This window comes from Pseudonocardia sp. TMWB2A, from assembly GCF_017312135.1.
On sequence record NZ_QKQY01000002.1, the window covers coordinates 4,733,068 to 4,751,656 of the forward strand.

The window sequence follows — 18,589 nt, forward strand, 5'->3', positions numbered from 1 at the left end:
GAGAACCGCCGTGAACAGCCCCGCCGCCGGTGACCCGGCCGCCGACCGCATCGCCCTGCAGGCCCGCGACGTCCACTTCGACTTCGCCGAGCTGCGGACCGACTGGATCCCCGGCGAGCCGTTCGCCTCGCACCTGATCGACGTGCTGCACCTGCTGCTGCCCGAGGGCGAGCGCTGGTTCGTGGAGGTCTTCTCCCGCGCGCTGCCGATGGTCCGGGACGAGGCGCTGGCCGAGGACGTGCGCGGGTTCATCGGCCAGGAGGCCGTGCACGCGACCTCGCACCAGGGGGCGCTGGACCACCTCGTCGAGGCGGGCGTCGACGTGACCCGCTTCGTCGAGCAGGTCGAGTGGATCTTCAAGGAGCTGCTCGGCGACCGCGGCCTGACCGGCGACGCGGCCCGGGAGTGGCTGGTGGAGCGGGTCGGGCTGATCGCGGCGATCGAGCACTTCACCGCCGTCCTCGGCTCCTGGATCCTCGACTCCGCCGCGCTGGACGCGGCCGGGGCCGACCCGCACATGCTGGACATGCTGCGCTGGCACGGCGCCGAGGAGGTCGAGCACCGCAACGTCGCGCACGACCTCTACACCCACCTCGACGGCCGCTGGCTGCGCCGGATCCGGGCGATGGCGGTGGCCGGCCCGGCGCTGGCGAAGCTGTGGGTCGACGGCACCCGGCACCTGTGCGCCCGCGACCCGCACCTGCGCGGGACACCGCAGCGCCGGGCCCGGCTGCGCGACTACCTGCGGGACTCCCGGCGCGGGCTCGTGCCCGGGCCGTGGCTGTTCACCCGCGCCGTCCTGACCTACCTGAGCCCGCGGTTCCACCCGGCCGCGCACGGCGACACCGACGCCGCGGTGGCCTACCTCGCGGTCTCCCCCGCCGCCCGCGCCGCCGAGGCGGGCCACACCGGCCCGGCCGAGGGGTCCGCGGCATGAGTCCCGCGCTGCTGCCCGGCGCGGGCTCGACCGCGCCGCCGCCGCACCCGAACCGCGGGGCCACCGCGCTGTCGGTGCTCACCGCGGTGACCCAGACCCTCGCGACGGCCGGTGCCCGGCGCCGCCGCCCGGTCACCCCGGTGGACCGCACCCTGCTCGTCGAGGTGCACGCCGTGCGCCGTCCCTGCCCCGACGTCGCCGAGCTCGACCTCGTCCCGGCGGGCACCGAGCCGCTGCCGGGCTGGCGGCCCGGCGCGCACGTCGACGTCGAGCTGCCCTCCTGGGTCATGCGCCAGTACTCGCTGTGCGGCGACCCGGACGACCGGTCGGTGTACCGGATCGCGGTACGGAGGGTGCCCGGGGGCACCGGCTCGCACGAGATGCACGCCCTGCGCCCCGGGGTGCGGCTGCGGCTGCACGGCCCGCGCAACGCCTTCCCGCTGGCCACGGCGCCGTCGTACCTGTTCGTCGCCGGCGGCATCGGGATCACCCCGATCGCGCCGATGGTCCGGGCCGCGCACGCGGCCGGGATGCCGTGGCGGCTGGTGCACACCGGCCGGGACCGGGCGTCGATGCCGCTGTCGGACGCACTCGCCGCGCTGGCCCCGGACCGGGTCCTGCGCCGCCCCGACGACGTCGCGGGTGTCCCGTCGGCGGCCGAGCTGCTGTCCGGGACCGACGCCGACGCCGCCGTCTACTGCTGCGGCCCGCCGCCGATGATCGAGTCGCTGCGCCGGGCACTGCCCGCCGGGCAGCGGTTCCACTCCGAGCGGTTCTCCCCGCCCCCGATCCGCGACGGCCGCCCGTTCACCGTCCGGATCGCCGGTGGCCCGGACGTCGCGGTCCCCGCCGACCGCACCGCGCTCGACGCGGTCCGCGAGCTGCGCCCGGACGTGCCGTACTCGTGCCGGCAGGGGTTCTGCGGGACCTGCCACGTGCGGCTGGTCGAGGGCACGACCGTGGGCGACCCGGCCGGGCCGGGCCTGACCGCGCTGTGCGTCGGGCGGGCCACGGACGGGACCATCGTCGTCGATCTCGGGCGCTGAGGCGTGGGATCCGTACTCTCGTCGGTGATGACCTCACCCGCACGTCCACCCCGGCGTATGACGCCCGAGGCCCGCCGCGCACAGCTCGTGTCCGCCGCGCTCGACCTCTACGGCGCCCGCTCGCCGGAGGAGGTGGCCGTCGAGGACGTCACCCGGGCCGCGGACGTGTCCCGGGCGCTGTTCTACCGGTACTTCTCCGGGATGGAGGAGCTGCACGTCGCGGCGCTGGGCAGCGTCGCCGAGGAGCTCATCGACCGGGTCGCGCTGCCCACCGACGGCCCGCTGGACTCCCAGCTGGCCGACGCGCTGGACGTGTTCCTCGACGTCGTCGGCCGGCACTCGCGGGCCTACGTCGCGCTGCTGCGCAGCGGCTCGGTCGTCTCCACCGGGGAGACCGACGCCATGGTCGACGGCGTGCGCGACCACATCGTGGACCTGCTGTGCGTGCGCGGCGGCGTGCCCGACCCGACCCCGCTGCAGCTGATGACCCTGCGCGGCTGGGTCGCGCTGGTCGAGGGCTCGGTGCTGGTGTGGCTGGAGGCGGGCCGGGTGCCCGCCCACGCCGAGCTGCGGGACTGGCTGGTGGAGCAGCTGTTCGCGATGCTCGGGGTCACCGTCGCCCGCGACCCGGACGCTCAGTTCTCCACGACGCCGAGCGCGTTGGGCACCAGCCGGTAGGCGTCCTCGGACGGGCTGTTCACGACCTGGTCGCGGAACACCATCGTCGAGGAGCCGCCGCCGTCGAGGTTGACGCCGTCGACGGCGCCCGCCCGGCGCAGCTGCTCGGCGGTCTCGGCCAGGGTGATCCCGACCGAGGTCGACTCGCGGCCGTCGGCGGTGAGCAGGATCAGCCGTCCCTGCGCGGTGTAGCCCGCGGCGCTGCGCGGGTCGCGCGAGCGGGTGTCCAGCCCGGCGACGGGTGCGCCGTCGCGCAGGATCGGTGACGCCCCGACCGCGGTCCGCGGCGCGGTCCCCGACGCGGCGGTGAGGGCCTGCCGCACGGTGACCCGGTCGCCGACGGCGAGCCCGCGCAGCGCGGCGGCGCCCTGGTCGCGGCCGGCGAGGACCTGTTCCCCGGCCGGGATCGCGCCCCCGCCGGGCGGGCCGACGGCGGTGACCGCGCCGTCGCGGACCACGACCTCGACCCGGTCCGGTGCGCACGGCGCGTCCCGGTCGGTGTCGCTGCCGCACAGCGTGGCGGCCCGGTCGCCCGCCCAGTCGGAGGTGAACAGCCCGATCCCGCCGACGGGCACGGCGTAGGCGTTGAGGGTGTCGATCCGCAGGCGGCCCTTCGGCCCGGTCACGGACGCGTCGAGGGTGAGCCGGTCCAGACGGGGGGTGCCGTCGTCGTCGATCGCGAGGACGTCGCCCTGCTGGGCGCCGGGGACGCCCGGGGCGAGCCGCCGCCCGGGCGGGACGGCGGAGGTGAGTGCCCGGCCGTCGCGGACCGAGGGGCCGGCCGCGGCGTTGCTGCGGGCCAGGTCGAAGAAGTCGCCGTTGATCGCGGCGACGGCGCCGCCGCGCCGGGCGTGCGCGGGCACCGAGGACCGCTCCCCGACCATCGCGCCGGTGAGCAGGGTCGCGCGCAGCTCGGCCCGGTTCAGGTCGGCGACGACGATGTCGACGGTCACCGGCCCGGCCGGGGTGTCGACGCGCTCCTCGCGGTGGGTGATCGCGGGGGCCTGCGGGGCCGGGGCGACGGGCGCCGCGGCCGGGCCCGGGGCGGCACCGGGTCCGGCGGACGCGGGTGCGGCGGCGGGACCGGCGGACGCTGCCGCCGGCGCGGTGGCCGCGACGGGGTGCGCCTCCCGGGCGGGGGCCGCGGACGCCTGCTGGGTGACCGGTACCAGCACCCCGATCACGACCGCCGCCGCCACCGCCGCGCCCCGGCTGCCCGTCCACCCCACCATGCCCGCACTCCCCCGATCGCCACCCCGGCCGGGACCGAGGTGAACACGGCGGTACGGCGACGGCGCGGGGCGTCACGCGTCGGTGGTGCAGGGCCACCCGGTCGGGGTCGGGACGTCCCCCTGCGGGGTGGCCCGGCTCCGCGGAGCGCGACCGTCGGCACCATGATCACCGGGAGTGGAGCGGCCGGGTGAGGGGACTGCTCCCCGCGCTCCACTCCCGGTGATCATGGCGTGGGGTCAGAGCGTGCGGTGCGCCGCCCCGGGGTGGTCCTTCGCGAGCCGGGCGCCGTCGCCGGTGCCGTAGCGCTCGCGCAGGGTGGGGCCGCCCGCGTCGGCGGCGGCGGGCATCCGGCCGCGGCGGCGCAGCTCGGGCACGACGTGGGTGACGACGTCGGCCATCGTCCCCGGGGTGACGGCGTAGGCCAGGTTGAAGCCGTCGAGGTCGGCCTCGTCGGCCCAGCGCTCCAGCTCGTCGGCGACCCCCGCCCCGGACCCGACGACGAGCGGCCCGCGCCCGCCGACGGTGATGAACTCCGCGAGCTCCCCCACCGTCCAGTCGCGGTCCGGCCCGGTGAACGACGCCAGTGCCGAGCGGGTCGCGTCGGTCTGCACGTACTCGAGCTTCTGCTCCGGCGACGCCCCGGCCAGGTCGACGCCGGACCAGCCGCCGAACAGCGCCAGCGCCGCGGACGGGTCGGTCAGCTCCAGGTACTCGGCCAGCGTCGCGCGGGCGGCCTCGTCGGTCTCCCCGGCGATCGCGGTGAGCATCGCGAAGACCTTCACCGAGCGCGGGTCCCGCCCGGCGCGGGCGGCCTCGGCGCGCACCGCGTCGACCGAGCGGCGGACCACCGCGGGCGACGGGCCGGACACGAACACGGCCTCGGCGTGGGTGCCGGCGAACCGGGCACCGCGCGGCGACGCGCCCGCCTGGAAGATCACCGGGGTGCGCTGCGGGGACGGCTCGGACAGGAACGGGCCGGGCACGTCGAACCAGCGGCCGTGGTGGGCGATGTCGTGCACCCGGTCCGGCTCGGTGAACACGCCGCGGGCACGGTCGCGGACCACGGCGTCGTCGTCCCAGGAGCCCTCCCACAGCTTGTAGCAGACCTCCAGGAACTCCTCGGCGAGCTCGTAGCGCTCGTCGTGCGGGATCTGCCCGGACCGGCCGAGGTTGCGCGCCGCGGAGTCCAGGTAGGACGTGACGACGTTCCACGCGACCCGGCCGCGGGTGAGGTGGTCGAGGGTGGTGAGCCGCCGCGCCAGCGCGTAGGGGTGCTCGTAGGCGACCGAGACGGTCACCCCGAACCCGAGCCGCGAGGTCACCCCCGCCATCGCGGGGACGAGCAGCAGCGGGTCGGCGAGCGGGACCTGCGCGGCGGCGCGGACGGCGGCGTCGCGGGAGCCGCCGTAGACGTCGTAGACGCCGAGGACGTCGGCGAGGAACAGCGCGTCGAAGCCGCCGTCCTCCAGCATCCGGGCCAGCGAGGTCCAGTGGTCGAGGTCGGTGTAGCGGTGCCCCTCGTCGGACGGGTGGCGCCACAGCCCGGCGGACTGGTGGCCCACACAGGCCATGTCGAAGGCGTTGAGCAGGATGCGGCCGGTCATGCCGACACCTTCTCCCGGGCGGTGCGCAGCCCGCCGCGGTGGGTCTCGCGGAGCAGGACGGTGGAGACGATGCAGATCGCGAACAGCACCCCGAAGTACCCCCAGATCAGCCACGGGGTCCCGCCGCCCGCATAGAGCAGCGCGGTGGCGACCAGCGGCGTGGTGCCGCCGATGACCGACCCGATCTGGTAGCCCAGCGACGCCCCGCTGTAGCGCAGCCGGGTGTCGAACAGCTCGCCGTACCAGGCCGCCTGCGGGCCGTACATCGCGTCGTGGAAGAGGTTGACCAGCACGACCATGCCGACCACGACCAGCACGGTGGACCCGGTGTCGAGCAGCAGGAAGAAGGCCCCGAGGAACAGCGGCGCCCCGATCGCGCCGACCAGGTAGACCGGCTTGCGGCCGACCCGGTCGGACAGGACCGCCCACAGCGGCGTCGAGAACAGCCCGATCGCCGAGGCGATGATCACCGCGGTCAGCCCGGCGCCCTCGGCGGCGCCGGAGTCGCCCTGGGCCAGATAGGTCAGCGCGAACGTCGTCGCCAGGATGTAGACGGAGTTCTGGGCGATCCGGCTGCCGACGGTCAGCAGCACGGTGCGCCAGTCGGTGCGCAGCACCTCCAGCACCGGGCGGCGGGACAGCGTCCCGGCGTCGCGGGCGGCGGTGAACACCGCGGGGTCGGCGAGGGTGAGCCGGATGGCCAGCCCCACCACGACGAGCACCGCGCTGAGCAGGAACGGGATGCGCCAGGCCCCGGCGAGGAACGCCTCCTTGCCCGCGATCGCGAGCACCGCGGTGTAGACGCCCGACGCGAGCAGCATCCCGGCCGAGGAGCCGATCTGCGGGAAGCTGCCGAACAGGCCGCGCCGGCGTTCGGTCTCGGCGTGCTCGACGGCCATCAGCACCGCACCGGCCCACTCCGCGCCCACGGCGAGCCCCTGGGCCAGCCGCAGCACCACCAGCAGCACCGGGGCCAGCAGCCCGACGGTCGGGTAGGTCGGCAGCAGCCCGATGAGCGTCGTCGCGACGCCCATCAGCACCAGCGACCCGACCAGGACGGCACGGCGGCCGATCCGGTCGCCCAGGTGCCCGGCGACGACGGCCCCGATCGGCCGCGCCCCGAACCCGGCGGCGTAGGTCGCGAACGACGCCAGCACGCCGGTCGCCGGGTCGGCGTCGGTGAAGAACAGCGGGGCGAACACCAGCGCCGCGGCGGTGGCGTAGAGGTAGAAGTCGTACCACTCGATGGTGGTCCCGACGAGGCTCGCGACGGCGGCGCGGCGCGGGGTGGCGCCGGACGGCGGGGCGGGATCGGACACGGCGGAGCTGGACACGGGACCTGCCGGTGGGTGAGGCGGAGCGGGGAGTCGGTGCGCGGGGCCGGGGTCAGCGACAGGCGTGCGACGACAGGCGGCCGTGGTCCAGCCACCGCCGGCGGGTCAGCTCCGAGTGCTCCACACCGCCCACCCGAACAGACGACCCCCGCCCGGCGCAACGGAGCGGGACCGGAGTCACCTCCGCCCGGCCACTTCGACGTGCAGCCGGACCCACGCCCCGGCGTCGAGGTCGCGCGGCAGCGCCCGCGGCCCGAGCCCGCACTCGCGCGCCCAGTCCCGGGCGAGGGCGCGGCCGAACCGCCGCCCGACGACGTCGACGACCCCGCGGCCGCGGCCGGTGAACACCGCGTCGACCATCCGGTGGTGGTCCCGGGGCCGGGCGTCGAGCAACGGCACGTCGCGGCGGGCGATCTCCAGCACCCCGCCGTCGACGGCCGGGACCGGCCGGAACGCCCGGGCCGGGACACGGTCGTGCAGGGTGAAGGTGAACCACGGCCACCAGCGGGCGGTGAGCGCGCTGGTGCCGCCGACCGCCGCCCGCTTGCGCGCCACCTCCCACTGCACCAGCAGCAGCGCGTGGGCCCAGCGCGGGGCGCCCAGCAGGCGTCGCAGCAGCGGGGTGGTCAGGGCGTAGGGGACGTTGGACACCACGTCGACGGGCCGGTCCAGGCGGGCGTCGAGCAGGTCGCCGTGGACGACGGTGACGGCGTCGCCGAACCGCCGCCGCAACCGGGCCACCCGGTAGGGGTCGAGTTCGACCGCGGTCAGCGGCCTGCCGGGCAGCCGCAGCAGCTCGGCGGTCAGCGCACCGTCGCCGGGGCCCAGCTCCAGCAGCGGCCGGGCCGGGTACCCGGCGACGACCGCGGCCAGCGCGGCCGGGACGGAGGCGTCGACGAGGAAGTTCTGACCGTGCTCGTGACGGCCGAGCGGGCGGGGCAGGGGGGATCGCACAGGAGGCTCCCGGGGTGGGAGCCGGGGGCGCGGCGGGGCGCCGCCCGGCAGGGGTACGAGGACCGGCTGCTCGGACGGCGGCGCCACGAGATCGGCAGGGATCAGGTGTGGCGCCGCCGTCGGGCGACGCGCAGGCGTATCGAGGCCACGGGGCGACGGTAGGGGCGCCGGGGTCGCCGGCGCACCCGGATTTCAGTCCGTCAGGTCGGCGGGCGGCGCGGGCCAGTGCGGCAGGACGTGACCGGGGTAGTCGTCGGTGACGGTGTCGGGGAAGGCGGGCGGGCGCTTCTCCAGGAACGAGGTGACACCCTCGGCGACGTCGCGGCCCTGCCCGAGGTGCGCGATCGCGGCCGAGTCGGCGCGGTGGGCGTCCCACGGGGTGGGTGAGCCGAGCATCCCCCACAGCAGCTGACGGGTCAGCGCGACCGACACCGCTGAGGTGTTGTCGGCGATCTCGCGGGCGATCGCGCGGGCGGCGCCGAGCAGCTCGTCGTCGGGCAGGACACGGGAGACCAGGCGTCCGTCGAGGGCCTCGGCGGCGTCGAACACCCGGCCGGTCGCGGCCCACTCCATGGCCCGGGAGACGCCGACGATGCGCGGCAGGAACCAGCTCGATGCGGCCTCGGGGACGAGCCCGCGGCGGGCGAACACGAACCCGAACCGGGCCGAGGCCCCGGCCAGCCGGATGTCGGCGGGCAGCGTCATCGTCGCCCCGATGCCGACCGCGGGCCCGTTGACGGCGGCGATCACCGGGGTGCGCAGGGCCGCCATCCGCATGGTCACGGTGCCGCCGCCGTCGCGGACGACGCCGCCGATGGTGCCGACGCCCGCCCGGTCGGCGGCGCGCTGCGGGTCGGTGGGGTCGAACGACGCCCCGCCGCGGCCCAGGTCGGCGCCGGCGCAGAAGCCGCGGCCGCGGCCGGTGAGCACGATCGCGCGGACGGTGTCGTCGGCGTCGGCGCGGTCGTAGGCGGCGATCAGCTCGCGGGCCATCGTCGGGGTGAACGCGTTGAGGCGGTCCGGGCGGTCGAGGGTGATCGTGGCGACCCGGTCGTCGACGTCGTAGGAGATCTCGGTGAAGGCGGGAGCGTCGGTGCTCATGATCGGCGAGTCTGCCCCGCCCCGCGCCCGGGCGACAGTGCCCGCGGCGTCCGCAGCCCGTCCGCAAGTGGGCTGCAAGCGGCCGGACGCACGGTGGTCGGGTCGCGCCGGACCGACCGGACGCGCCCCTTCCGGAAGGACCCACCGTGACCGTGCAGGACTCCCCCACAGCCCCCACCGCCCCGGCCGTCCCCGCCGTCGACCCCGCCCGGCGACGCCTGGTGGTGGGCGGCGGCGTGATGCTGCTCGCCTCCGCCGTGCTCTCGCTCGCCGGTGGCGTCGCCCACCCCGTCGTCGACGGGAACGCCCACTCCGTCGCGTCCCTGCTCGCCCCCGGCTCGCCGTGGGCGCAGCTGTCGATCTACGCCGGCGCGCTCGCGCTGATGATGGGCCTGCCCGCGGCCTGGGGCTGGTTCGCCCCGCGGGCCGGTGTGCTCGGCACGCTCGGGTTCGGCCTGTACTTCCTGGGCAACGCGCTGAGCGCGCAGGGCCACCTCGTCGTCGAGGGGCTGGTGGCGCCCGCGATCGCGCAGGCCGCCCCGGAGCTGGTCCCCGACGACGGCAGCATCCTCGCCGCCCCCGGTTTCGCGCTGCTGCAGATGGTCGGCGGGCTGGTCTTCCTGGCCGGGCTGGCGCTGATGGGTGTGGCGCTGATGCGCACCGCCGGGGTGCCGCGCTGGATCGGCGCGGCCGCGCTGGCCGGGTCGCTGCTGCTGTTCGTGCCGCTGCCGGAGGCCCCGGTGCTCAGCGGGCTGCACGTGGAGCTGCTGCGCGGGATCGCCGTCGCCGGGCTCGGGGTCGTCATGATCCGCGAGGTGCGGGCCGCCCGGTGAGGCCCGCCGCGTCATCCGGCGGTCGCGAACCGCCGGGTGCGCACCGTCACGCCGCCGTCCGGGCGGCCGCCCGCGATGGCGGCCGCCCGGATGCAGGCGTGCGTCCACATGTTGAACTGCACCTCCTTGGCCACCCGCAGGGTGTTGTAGAGCACGTGCGACAGCCGGTCCCCGGGCCGCGCCCAGGACTCGATGTCGAAGCGCAGCATCTCCGGGTGGTCCGGGTCGCGACGGGTGCGGAAGTCGATCCGGCCGGCCTCCAGGTGCCCGTCGAGGGTGACGAAGGAGAACCCGGTCGGCCCGGCGGCGGCCACCCGCACCGGGCCGTCCCACGGGCCGGGCATGCGGATCAGGAACTCGTCGCCGACGGTCATCCCGCCGGGCTCGCCGTGGGTGCGGCGGAACACCGCGAACTCCGGTGACCAGCGGTCGGGGTCCGCGGCGAGGCGCGTCATGAGCTCCTCGGGGCCGAGCCGGGACCCGCGGATGCGCACGGTGTAGCGCCGGTGCAGCAGGGTGCCGTACCCGTCCGAGGGGCGCTGGACGTCGTCGCCCTCGGCGCCCTGCGGCGAGGCGGGCGGCAGGTCCCCCAGGTCCCCGACGACGTCGCTGCGGTGGATCGGTGTGGTGCGCCAGAAGTAGCGCCACGACACCAGCGCCAGGCCCACCGGCCAGCGCAGCACCGCCGACACCCGCCGGGACCGCCGGTCACCCGTCACCGGGGTGGACCGATCGCTCGTCGTGGCCGTCCTGGGAGTCCGCACGGCGTAGACATACCCCCTGTGCGGGATTACATCCGCCGGGAGCGGGGAAGGGACCGCCATGACGGTCGGACGTGTCCTGCACCGGGTCGGGTTGCGCGGTGCCCAGCTCCAGTGGTTCTCCCTCGGCTCGGTGGGCTTCTCCATCGCGCTGTGGCTGCGCGCGAAGACCGTGGACCAGGACGAGCGCGGCAACGCCGAACGCCGCGCGGTCTTCGTCGGCCTGTGGCCGTCGATGTTCTGGCTGATCGGCGACTCGATGCGGCGCGAGGAGAAGGGCCGTCGGTCCTGAAGCGCCCCGCCCCCGGGGACCGTCGCGCCGACCTGGACGGGCTCGCCGCACGCGGCGTGAACTTCGACGACGCCGAGACCCCCACCGACACCCGTGACCCGCGCTGGCACGTCGACCACGGCCGGGCCCTGGTCGGCACCGAGCCGCCCGGCGACCCGGTCCCCGACGGCCCGTGGGAACGTGCCTGCGCGGTGCTGCGCGACTACCAGTTCACCGCCCCGAACCGGCTGCGCGGCGTGTTCCGCCCGTCCGACCCGCTGCTGGGGCGGGACATGCTGCTGGAGGGCCGGTTCGGGCCGATGCGCTTCCACCTCGGCGTCCGCGTGACCGGTCTCGTCGACGAGACCGTCGACGGCCGGCGCGTCTGGGGCTGGACCTACGAGACCCTGCACGGACACCTGGAGGAGGGGCGGCTCACCTACGAGGTGGTCAAGGACCTCACGACCGGCGACGTCGAGTTCGTCATCCGCGCGTTCTCCCGGCCCGCGCACATCCCGAACCCGCTGTTCCGGCTCGGCTTCGGACTGTTCGGCCGCGCGGTGCAGCTGGAGTTCTACCATCGGGCCGGGCAACGGGTCCGCGAGCTCGTGGCCGACGCGGCGGCGGGCAGACCGCTGCCACAGCCGCTGCCGGGTGCCGACGGGGTGACCGTCGCCCCGCAGAACGGCGGACGGCACTGGACGGACCCGTTCGCCGTGCTCGTCCGGCATCCGGGTGTCTGACCCGGGTGCGCGATCCGATGAGGGGGAGCTTCCGATGGACGACCGGATCCGGCGTCCGAACCCGTTCCGCTGGGTGGCCTACGCCTTCGGTGCCCGGCTGCCGGCCCGGAACCGGCGCTGGGTGCTGCACGACGTCACGACCCGCACCTGGGTGCTGCGCCACCTGATCCGTACGACGGTCCAGCTGATCCCGCTGCTGGCCCTGCTGTTCCTGGTGGTGCCCGGCCCGGCGTGGGTGCGGCTGGGCGCCATCGCCTCCGGCGCGGTGATCGGCTACTTCTACTCGACGGTCTACGTGGTCGAGGCGTGCGAGACCCGGGTGATGAAGGCCGGCTACCCGGTGGGGGCGGCCGCGTCGACCCGGGAGGCGCGACGCGCCGAGCAGCACGTCGACGCCCGCCTGCGTCACGACCGGGAGTTCGGGGCGGACCGCGACCGGAACGACCGCCGGGGCTGAGCACCCCCGCCGCGGCGCGCCCCGGCAGCGGTCACGCCGCGCCGTCGAGCCGGGCCCGGTGCTCCCCGGTGAGGTGCAGGTCACGGGCGTCGAGGGCCTCGTCGAGCTGGGCGGTGCGGCTGACCCCGACCAGCGGCCACGCCGGCCCGACGGCCTGCTCGCCCGCCAGCCCGGTCCGGCCGTGGCCGCCGGTGGTGATCCAGGCGAGCACGACCTGGTTGCGGGTCGCGCCGGTGTCGGCGGCGACGGCGTCGAGCGCGGCTAGCCGCGCGGTGGTGCCGGGGTGGTCGTAGGCGTCGGGCAGGGCGCGGTCGGCGCGGGTCAGCGCCCCGTTGACCAGCGGGGTGTAGGCCCACAGGGTCAGGTCCTCGGCGGTCGCGAGGTCCGCGGCGTCGGCGCCCAGCAGCATGTGCCCGGAGTCCGGCAGCGCCGCACCGGGCCGCGGGACCACGTAGGAGTGCCGGTACTGGACGGCGTCGAACCCGGCGACGCCCTGTGCCGCGGCGCTCGCACGGGCCCGCTCCACCCGCCACGCGGTGTGGTTGGACGCGCCGAGTCGCCCGGCCAGCCCGTCGGTGACCAGGGCGCCGAGCGCGGCGACGGTCTCGTCGAGGCCGGTCGCGCGGTCCTCGGTGTGCGCCCAGAACAGGTCGACGGCCTCGACGCCGAGCCGGGCCAGGCTGCCGGCGGCCGCGTCGCGCACCGCGGTGGCGCCGAGCCCGCCGCGCACCCCGGTCTTGGTGGAGATCCGGACCTGCTCGCGCACCCCGGGCCGGGCGGCGAGCCAGGCGCCGAGCACCCGCTCGCTCGCCCCGATCTCCCCGGCCGGGTCGTTCCAGAAGGCGTAGACGTCGGCGGTGTCGAGCCACACCCCGCCGCGCTCGACGAAGCGGTCGAGCAGCGCGAACGAGGTGGCCTCGTCGACGCGGGTGCCGAGGTTCATGGTGCCGAGGACGATCTGCGGCGCGGTCGGCGAGGTCGCGGGGGTCATGGGAGGAGCATCCGGGTCGATGCCCCGCGACGGGGCGCCGGGGTGTGCCACGATGACCGTCGTGGATCCCGATCTCGACCCGGTGTTCACCGCGCACGACGTCGCGGTGGCCTACCTGTTCGGGTCGCGCGCCACCGGGACCGCGCGGCCGGACAGCGACCACGACGTGGCGGTGCTGTTCGCCGGTGAGCCCGCTCCCGTCGCCACCGAGCTGCTCGCCGCGGACCTGGCCGCCCTGCTCGGGACCGGGGTGGACGTCGTCGACCTCGGGCGGGCGGGCCTCGAGCTGCGCGGCCGGGTCGCGGAGTCCGGCCGCCTGCTGTTCAGCGCCGACGAGGTCGCACGGGTCCGGTTCGAGGTGGACGCCCGGATGCGCTGGATCGAGTTCCGCCCCGTCCTGGAGGAGACGACCCGTACCTTCCTCGCCCGTGTCGCGCGGGAGGGGTTGCGCTGATGGTCGACACCGACCGCGTGCGCCGGTTGCTGGTGATGCTGGAGCGCTACCGAGACCTCCTCGCCGAGGACGCCCCCCGACCCGTTCCGCCGCCGTAGTCCTGCGGGGTCCGGTGGGCGCCTTCGCCACCCGCATCGCCGCCCTCGCCGCCTGACACCGGGCCCGCGCCGGTCCCCCGGCACGCCGCGGCGCCCCGTCCCGACGCGCGGCCCCCGGTGCACGGGGTGCCGCGCGGCGTCACGGGGCGCCGCGGGCGGAGCGGATCAGGGGATGACGACCGGCCCGGTGGTCGGGGCGGGGTCGTCGGCCCAGCGGTGCCCGGTCTCGCGCGGGGTGACGCCGTCCTCGGACCACGCGGCCAGCAGCTGCGCGACCTTGGCGTGCATCACGGTGCGCAGCCGGTCGAAGGAGTTCTGCGGGTCGTCGTCGACCTCACCGAGCAGCAGCCACCAGGCCCAGGCGACCGCACCGGCGTTGGCGACGAAGTCCGGCAGCACCGGCACGCCGCGGGCGGCGAGCATGGCCTCGGCCTCCGGGGTGGTCGCGGCGTTCGCGGCCTCGACGACCACGCGGGCGCGGACGTCGTAGGAGTTGTCCGGGGTGATCGCGTAGGAGATCGCGGCCGGCACCAGGATGTCGACCTCGGCGGAGAGGATCGCGGTGCGCGGGAGCTGCTCGACACCGGCGGGCAGCCGGGTGCGGTCGATCTCGCCGAAACCGTCGCGCAGGTCCAGCAGCGCGGGCACGTCGAGCCCGTCGGCGCAGTGCAGGGTGCCCGCGGCGTCGGCCAGCGTGGTGACCTTCATCCCGGCCTCGTACAGGTAGTAGGCGGCCGCACCGCCCATCGTGCCGACGCCCTGGATCGCGACCGTGGTGTCGGCCGGGATCCGGCCCCAGGACACCGCGGAGGCCAGGCAGGCGTGCGCGACGCCGTAGCCGCCGATCACGTCACCCAGCTCGAACCCGCCGTCGACCTCGGCGGTCAGCCCGGTGCGCACCCGCTCCAGGGTGGCGGCCGGGTCGGCGGCGCGGCTGATCGCGGCGTGGTAGCTCTGGCCGAGGCCGATCTTCTCGAAGACCTCGTCGATCAGGTGCTGCGGGACGCCGAGGTCCTCCGCGGTCACCCAGTGCGCGTCGATCCAGGGGCGCATGGCCTCGCAGAACCGCTCCAGCACCTCGACGGCGCGCGGGTCCTTCGGGTCGAAGTCGATGCCGCCCTTGGCCCCGCCGATCGGCAGGTCGAAGGTGGCGGTCTTGTTGGCCATGCCGCGTGCGAGGTCCTCGACCTCGGACAACGTGCAGCCGGCCCGCATCCGGGTGCCGCCGGTGGCGAGGCCGGCCCGCAGGGTGTGCACGACCAGGTAGCCGACGGCGCCGGTCACGGCGTCGTTCCACTGCAGGCGCATGTACGGCTCGGGGCGGCGGACGACCGGAGCGACGGTGGGCGCCGGGGCGCCGGAGACGTACGGGGCGGCCGTGGCCGCCGTCTGCGGGGTGCTCCCGGCCGGGTTCTGCATCGTCGTCATGGCGACCCACCTCCTGCTCGTGCTGCACCGGTCGTCGCCGCCAGGGGCCGTTCCGGTCTCGTCGACATCGCGGACCTCGTCGTCCCCCGGCCGCAGTCGTTCCCGACCGGTGGCCCCAGGTTGCGGTCGCACCCGGCCCCGCGTCCATTTACGGATCATTCACGGCGCTGTTCACCGTTCCTGCACAGCGCAATAGGCTCAGCCACATGGAGCTGTCCCTGTCTCGGCTGCGGATGCTGCGCGAGCTGCACCGGCGGGGAACCATCACGGCGGCGGCGACCGCGCTGCACTACACGGCGTCGGCGGTGTCCCAGCAGCTCGCGCAGCTCGAGCGCGACGTCGGGAGCCGCCTGTTCGAACGGAGAGGTCGCCGGGTCCAGCTCACCGACCTCGGGGTCCTGCTGGCCGAGCACGCCGAGGAGATCCTCGCCTCGGTCGAGCGCGCCACCCAGGCCCTGGAGGAGGCGGGCGAGACCGTTGCGGCCAAGCTCACCGCCGGGGTGTGGGCCTCGGTCGCCTCGGGCCTGCTGCCCGACGCGCTGACCGCGCTGGCCCGTACCCACCCCGGTGTCGAGGTCCGCACCCGCGAGCTCGCCCCGGAGGAGACCGCGGCCGCGGTGCGCGACGGCGAGCTCGACCTGTCGTTCGTCATCGACTACTCGAACTACCCGATGACGTGGGACAAGGGCCTGGAGCGGGCGGTCATCGCCGTCGAGCGGGTCTACGCGGCGGTGCCCGCCGGGGCGGTGCCGGCCGCGAGCGTGATGCTGTCGGAGCTGGCCGAGCACCCGTGGATCGTCTCGCCCGCCCGGTCGCACTTCGGGCAGGCGGCCCGGCTGGCCTGTCAGAGCGCGGGCTTCGAGCCGCGGATCGACCACGAGGTCGAGGAGCAGGCCACCGCGATGGCGATGGTCGCGGCCGGGCTCGGCGTCACCCTGGTGACCGACCTGGGCCTGGCGCTGCGCCCGCCGGGGGTCGACATCGTCGCGCTCGGCGACTCCCTGACCCGCACGGTGTCGCTGGCCTACCGCACCACCACCGCACGACGCGCCGCGCTGCCGCTGGTGATCGAGGCCGTCCGGACCGCGGCGGCGCAGAAGGGGCTCGGCGCCGACGTCCCGGTCCCGGCGCAGCCGGACTCGCTCGGCCTGACCTGACCCGTTCCGCGGCGGAATCGTCGGAACCCGGTCGAACCGTTTCCGCCGCCGGTTCCGAAGAACGGTCGTGCTGACCGAGAACCGGACCGAGGGAAACGGGCCCCTGGCCCTTCCGTCGCGTTCCGTGGCGATCCTGGTGGAACTGCTGGCGATCGCCGCGGCGGTGGCATCGGGGCACCTCGTGGCGGCCCTGATGGCGCCGGCGTCGTCGCCCTTCGTGGCCGTCGGCGACGCGGTCGTGCGGCTCTCGCCGCAGCCGGTCGTGGAGTTCGCCAAGTCCGCGTTCGGGACGGCCGACAAGCCGGTCCTGCTCACCGGGATCGGCGTGCTGCTGGTGCTGCTCGGCGCACTGGCCGGGCTCGCGGCGCGACGACGGCCCGCGGTGGGGACCGCGGCCGTCGCCGCGCTGGGGCTGCTCGCGGTGGCCGCGGTGCTGACCGGTCCGGTGCCGACCGCGACCGACCTGCCCGCACCGGTCGTCGCACTGGTGGTGGGCGTGGCGGTGCAGCGGGGGCTGGACCGCCTCGCCCGCCGTCCCGGTGGGACACGCACCGAGGGCGGCGGGAGCGGTGCCGGGGTCCCCCGGCGCACCGTGCTCGCCGGGGCCTCGGCCGCCGTCGCCGCCGGGACGCTCGTCGCGGGCGGCGCCGGCCTGGCGCTGTCCTCCTCGGGCAGCGGGATCGCGGCCTCGCGGGCCGCGCTGACCGGCAGGCTGGCCGCGGCGACGCTAGCCGAGACCGCCCCGCCGGTGCCCGCCTCGGCCGCGTTCCCCCAGCTCGGCACCGTCCCGTTCGTGACGCCGAACGCCGACTTCTACCGGATCGACGTCGCCCTGACGATCCCCGCGGTCCGGGCCGAGGACTGGTCGCTGCGGGTGCACGGCCGGGTCGGGCGCGAGCTCGTCCTCACCGTCGACGACCTGCTGCGACGCCCGTTGGTGCAGCGCACGATCACGATGACCTGCGTGTCCAACACGGTCGGCGGGAACCTGGTGTCCACCGCGGACTTCGTCGGCGTCGAGCTGGCCCCGCTGCTGCTGGAGGCCGGCGTCGACCCGTCCGCGGACCAGATCGTGTCCACCAGCCGCGACGGCTGGACCGCGGGCACCCCGACCGCGACCGTGCTGGAGCCCGGCCGCGGCGCGCTGCTCGCACTCGGCATGAACGGCGAGGCGCTGCCGGTCGAGCACGGCTTCCCCGTGCGCATGGTCGTCCCCGGCCTCTACGGCTACGTCTCGGCCACCAAGTGGCTCGCCGACATCGAGCTGACGACCTTCGCCGAGCGCAGCGTCTACTGGCGCGACCGGGGCTGGGCCGAGCGCGCCCCGATCAAGACCCAGTGCCGCATCGACGCCCCGGTCGGGTTCTCGAAGCTCCCGGCCGGACGTGTGCAGGTCGCCGGGGTCGCGTGGGCGCAGCCGGTGGGGATCACCGCCGTCGAGGTCCGCGCCGACGACGGACCCTGGGTGCGCGCCGAGCTGGCCACCGAGGTCAACCCGAACACCTGGCGGATGTGGCGGGCCGAGCTCGACCTCTCCCCCGGCAGCCACACCCTCACCGCCCGCGCCACCGACCGCCGCGGGCTCGTCCAGACCGACGTCCGCGTCGAACCGATCCCGGACGGCGCGACGGGCTGGCCCAGCACCATCGTCACCGTCGTCTGAACCGATTCCCGAGGCTCTCGGAAAAAAGATCCGGAAACTTCCCGGATACCCCGAACCGCCCGGCCCCACAGCCCGAACAATTCATCGACAGTCTACACAGGACAGACAGTTTCCTCGAAAGGGAATTCAGCCATGCGCGCCTCTCGCACCCTCGCCACCGTCGGCCTGCTCGCCGCCCTCTCGCTCGGCCTCACCGCCTGTGGCGGCGGCAGCGACTCCTCCACCCCGCCGGCCGCGGCCCCGGCCTCCTCCTCGGCGCCGGCGACCACCGCCGCCGCCGACGGCGTCACCACCAACGACGACGTCTTCGGCCCGGCCTGCAGCCAGCTGCCGCAGGGCGACGAGCCCGGCTCGCTGAACTCGATGGGCCCGCAGCCGGTCGCCACCGCCGCGAGCACCAACCCGCTGCTGACCACGCTGGTCACCGCCGTCGGCAAGGTCCCCGGCCTGGCCGACACCCTGAACCAGCAGAAGGGCATCACCGTCTTCGCCCCGGCGAACGACGCCTTCACCGCGGTGCAGAAGCAGCTCGGCGACGAGAAGTTCAACGCCCTGCTGGCCGACACGACCGCGCTGCAGGGCCTGCTCTCCTACCACGTGACCCCGGAGCGCCTGGACGCCGCGGGAATCGTGGAGAAGAAGACCCTGACCGAGCTGGCCGGCGGTGACCTCACCATCGGCGGCACCGCCGAGGCACCCACCGTCACCGACGGGCAGGGCAACACCGCCAACATCCTCTGCGGCAACATCCCGACCGCGAACGCCACCGTGTTCGTGATCGACAAGGTCCTCATGCCCAAGAGCTGACGACCGACAGCACGACACGACGGGCCCGGGGTGCGAACC

At 75.7% G+C, this 18,589-nt stretch carries 19 protein-coding genes; 11 read left to right on the forward strand and 8 right to left on the reverse strand.

The features are described from left to right. Nucleotides 1-10: 10 nt before the first annotated feature. The 3 genes from DMP17_RS36705 to DMP17_RS36715 are packed head-to-tail and all read left to right on the forward strand — an operon-like array spanning nt 11 to nt 2,661. Complete coding sequence (locus tag DMP17_RS36705; RefSeq protein WP_226357885.1) at nt 11-937, forward strand: metal-dependent hydrolase; 927 nt, start codon at nt 11-13, stop codon at nt 935-937. Beyond that, nucleotides 934-1,983 carry a PDR/VanB family oxidoreductase gene (locus DMP17_RS36710; RefSeq protein WP_337831929.1) on the forward strand — a complete coding sequence of 350 codons (1,050 nt, stop codon included), beginning with the start codon at nt 934-936 and terminating at the stop codon, nt 1,981-1,983. The genes DMP17_RS36705 and DMP17_RS36710 overlap by 4 nt, the downstream gene beginning before the upstream one ends. Before the next feature lie 27 nt (nt 1,984-2,010). Beyond that, the gene (locus tag DMP17_RS36715; protein WP_226357887.1) at nt 2,011-2,661 is read left to right on the forward strand and encodes a TetR/AcrR family transcriptional regulator; all 651 of its coding nucleotides are present in this window, start codon (nt 2,011-2,013) and stop codon (nt 2,659-2,661) included. Here the strand turns inward: DMP17_RS36715 and DMP17_RS36720 are convergent. The 5 genes from DMP17_RS36720 to DMP17_RS36740 form a co-directional block, all read right to left on the reverse strand. Beyond that, nucleotides 2,619-3,893: a phosphodiester glycosidase family protein gene (locus DMP17_RS36720; RefSeq protein ID WP_337831930.1), complete on the reverse strand. Its 1,275-nt coding sequence runs from the start codon at nt 3,891-3,893 to the stop codon at nt 2,619-2,621. The genes DMP17_RS36715 and DMP17_RS36720 overlap by 43 nt on opposite strands. 237 nt (nt 3,894-4,130) lie before the next feature. Continuing rightward, nucleotides 4,131-5,498 carry an LLM class flavin-dependent oxidoreductase gene (locus tag DMP17_RS36725; protein ID WP_178373978.1) on the reverse strand — a complete coding sequence of 456 codons (1,368 nt, stop codon included), beginning with the start codon at nt 5,496-5,498 and terminating at the stop codon, nt 4,131-4,133. Next, the gene (locus DMP17_RS36730) at nt 5,495-6,832 is read right to left on the reverse strand and encodes an MFS transporter (protein ID WP_226357890.1); all 1,338 of its coding nucleotides are present in this window, start codon (nt 6,830-6,832) and stop codon (nt 5,495-5,497) included. The genes DMP17_RS36725 and DMP17_RS36730 overlap by 4 nt, the downstream gene beginning before the upstream one ends. Before the next feature lie 177 nt (nt 6,833-7,009). Then, nucleotides 7,010-7,774 carry a 23S ribosomal RNA methyltransferase Erm gene (gene erm / locus DMP17_RS36735; RefSeq protein WP_443217992.1) on the reverse strand — a complete coding sequence of 255 codons (765 nt, stop codon included), beginning with the start codon at nt 7,772-7,774 and terminating at the stop codon, nt 7,010-7,012. 204 nt (nt 7,775-7,978) lie between these two features. Next, nucleotides 7,979-8,887 (reverse strand): enoyl-CoA hydratase-related protein, encoded by a 909-nt coding sequence (locus tag DMP17_RS36740; protein WP_226357892.1) that lies wholly within the window; start codon nt 8,885-8,887, stop codon nt 7,979-7,981. 146 nt (nt 8,888-9,033) lie between these two features. Here DMP17_RS36740 and DMP17_RS36745 point away from each other — a divergent pair, with 146 nt between their 5' ends. Next, complete coding sequence (locus tag DMP17_RS36745) at nt 9,034-9,720, forward strand: hypothetical protein (protein ID WP_226357893.1); 687 nt, start codon at nt 9,034-9,036, stop codon at nt 9,718-9,720. A gap of 11 nt (nt 9,721-9,731) precedes the next feature. Here the strand turns inward: DMP17_RS36745 and DMP17_RS36750 are convergent, their stop codons facing one another. Beyond that, nucleotides 9,732-10,484, reverse strand: coding sequence for a DUF1990 family protein (locus DMP17_RS36750; protein WP_337831932.1), 753 nt, complete (start codon nt 10,482-10,484; stop codon nt 9,732-9,734). A 58-nt stretch (nt 10,485-10,542) separates the two neighbouring features. Here DMP17_RS36750 and DMP17_RS36755 point away from each other — a divergent pair, with 58 nt between their 5' ends. Genes DMP17_RS36755 through DMP17_RS36765 form a run of 3 tightly spaced genes read left to right on the forward strand, consistent with a single transcriptional unit; the run spans nt 10,543 to nt 11,952 of the window. Continuing rightward, the gene (locus DMP17_RS36755) at nt 10,543-10,773 is read left to right on the forward strand and encodes a hypothetical protein (protein WP_062403384.1); all 231 of its coding nucleotides are present in this window, start codon (nt 10,543-10,545) and stop codon (nt 10,771-10,773) included. Then, on the forward strand, nt 10,707-11,495 hold the full coding sequence (locus DMP17_RS36760; RefSeq protein WP_337831933.1) for a DUF1990 family protein: 789 nt from the start codon (nt 10,707-10,709) through the stop codon (nt 11,493-11,495). Before DMP17_RS36755 ends, DMP17_RS36760 begins: the two co-directional genes overlap by 67 nt. A gap of 34 nt (nt 11,496-11,529) precedes the next feature. Next, nucleotides 11,530-11,952 (forward strand): DUF5313 family protein, encoded by a 423-nt coding sequence (locus tag DMP17_RS36765; protein ID WP_337831934.1) that lies wholly within the window; start codon nt 11,530-11,532, stop codon nt 11,950-11,952. Nucleotides 11,953-11,983: 31 nt separating this feature from the next. On the opposite strand, the gene DMP17_RS36770 is transcribed toward DMP17_RS36765, so the two are convergent. Next, the gene (locus DMP17_RS36770; protein ID WP_337831935.1) at nt 11,984-12,943 is read right to left on the reverse strand and encodes an aldo/keto reductase; all 960 of its coding nucleotides are present in this window, start codon (nt 12,941-12,943) and stop codon (nt 11,984-11,986) included. Nucleotides 12,944-12,995: 52 nt separating this feature from the next. On the opposite strand from DMP17_RS36770, the gene mntA reads away from it, so the two are divergent. After that, a complete protein-coding gene (mntA, locus tag DMP17_RS36775) occupies nt 12,996-13,397 on the forward strand; it encodes a type VII toxin-antitoxin system MntA family adenylyltransferase antitoxin (RefSeq protein WP_226357897.1) in 402 nt (133 codons plus the stop codon). 263 nt (nt 13,398-13,660) lie between these two features. On the opposite strand, the gene DMP17_RS36780 is transcribed toward mntA, so the two are convergent. Beyond that, nucleotides 13,661-14,803, reverse strand: a complete 1,143-nt coding sequence (locus tag DMP17_RS36780; protein ID WP_337832788.1) for a Glu/Leu/Phe/Val dehydrogenase dimerization domain-containing protein — start codon at nt 14,801-14,803, stop codon at nt 13,661-13,663. 326 nt (nt 14,804-15,129) lie between these two features. Between DMP17_RS36780 and DMP17_RS36785 the strand changes: the two genes are divergently transcribed. From DMP17_RS36785 to DMP17_RS36795, 3 genes are all read left to right on the forward strand, one after another. Continuing rightward, nucleotides 15,130-16,080: a LysR family transcriptional regulator gene (locus DMP17_RS36785; RefSeq protein WP_337831936.1), complete on the forward strand. Its 951-nt coding sequence runs from the start codon at nt 15,130-15,132 to the stop codon at nt 16,078-16,080. Nucleotides 16,081-16,204: 124 nt separating this feature from the next. After that, nucleotides 16,205-17,743: a molybdopterin-dependent oxidoreductase gene (locus DMP17_RS36790; RefSeq protein ID WP_337831937.1), complete on the forward strand. Its 1,539-nt coding sequence runs from the start codon at nt 16,205-16,207 to the stop codon at nt 17,741-17,743. 132 nt (nt 17,744-17,875) lie between these two features. Continuing rightward, complete coding sequence (locus DMP17_RS36795; RefSeq protein WP_337831938.1) at nt 17,876-18,550, forward strand: fasciclin domain-containing protein; 675 nt, start codon at nt 17,876-17,878, stop codon at nt 18,548-18,550. The last annotated feature ends 39 nt before the right edge of the window (nt 18,551-18,589 follow it).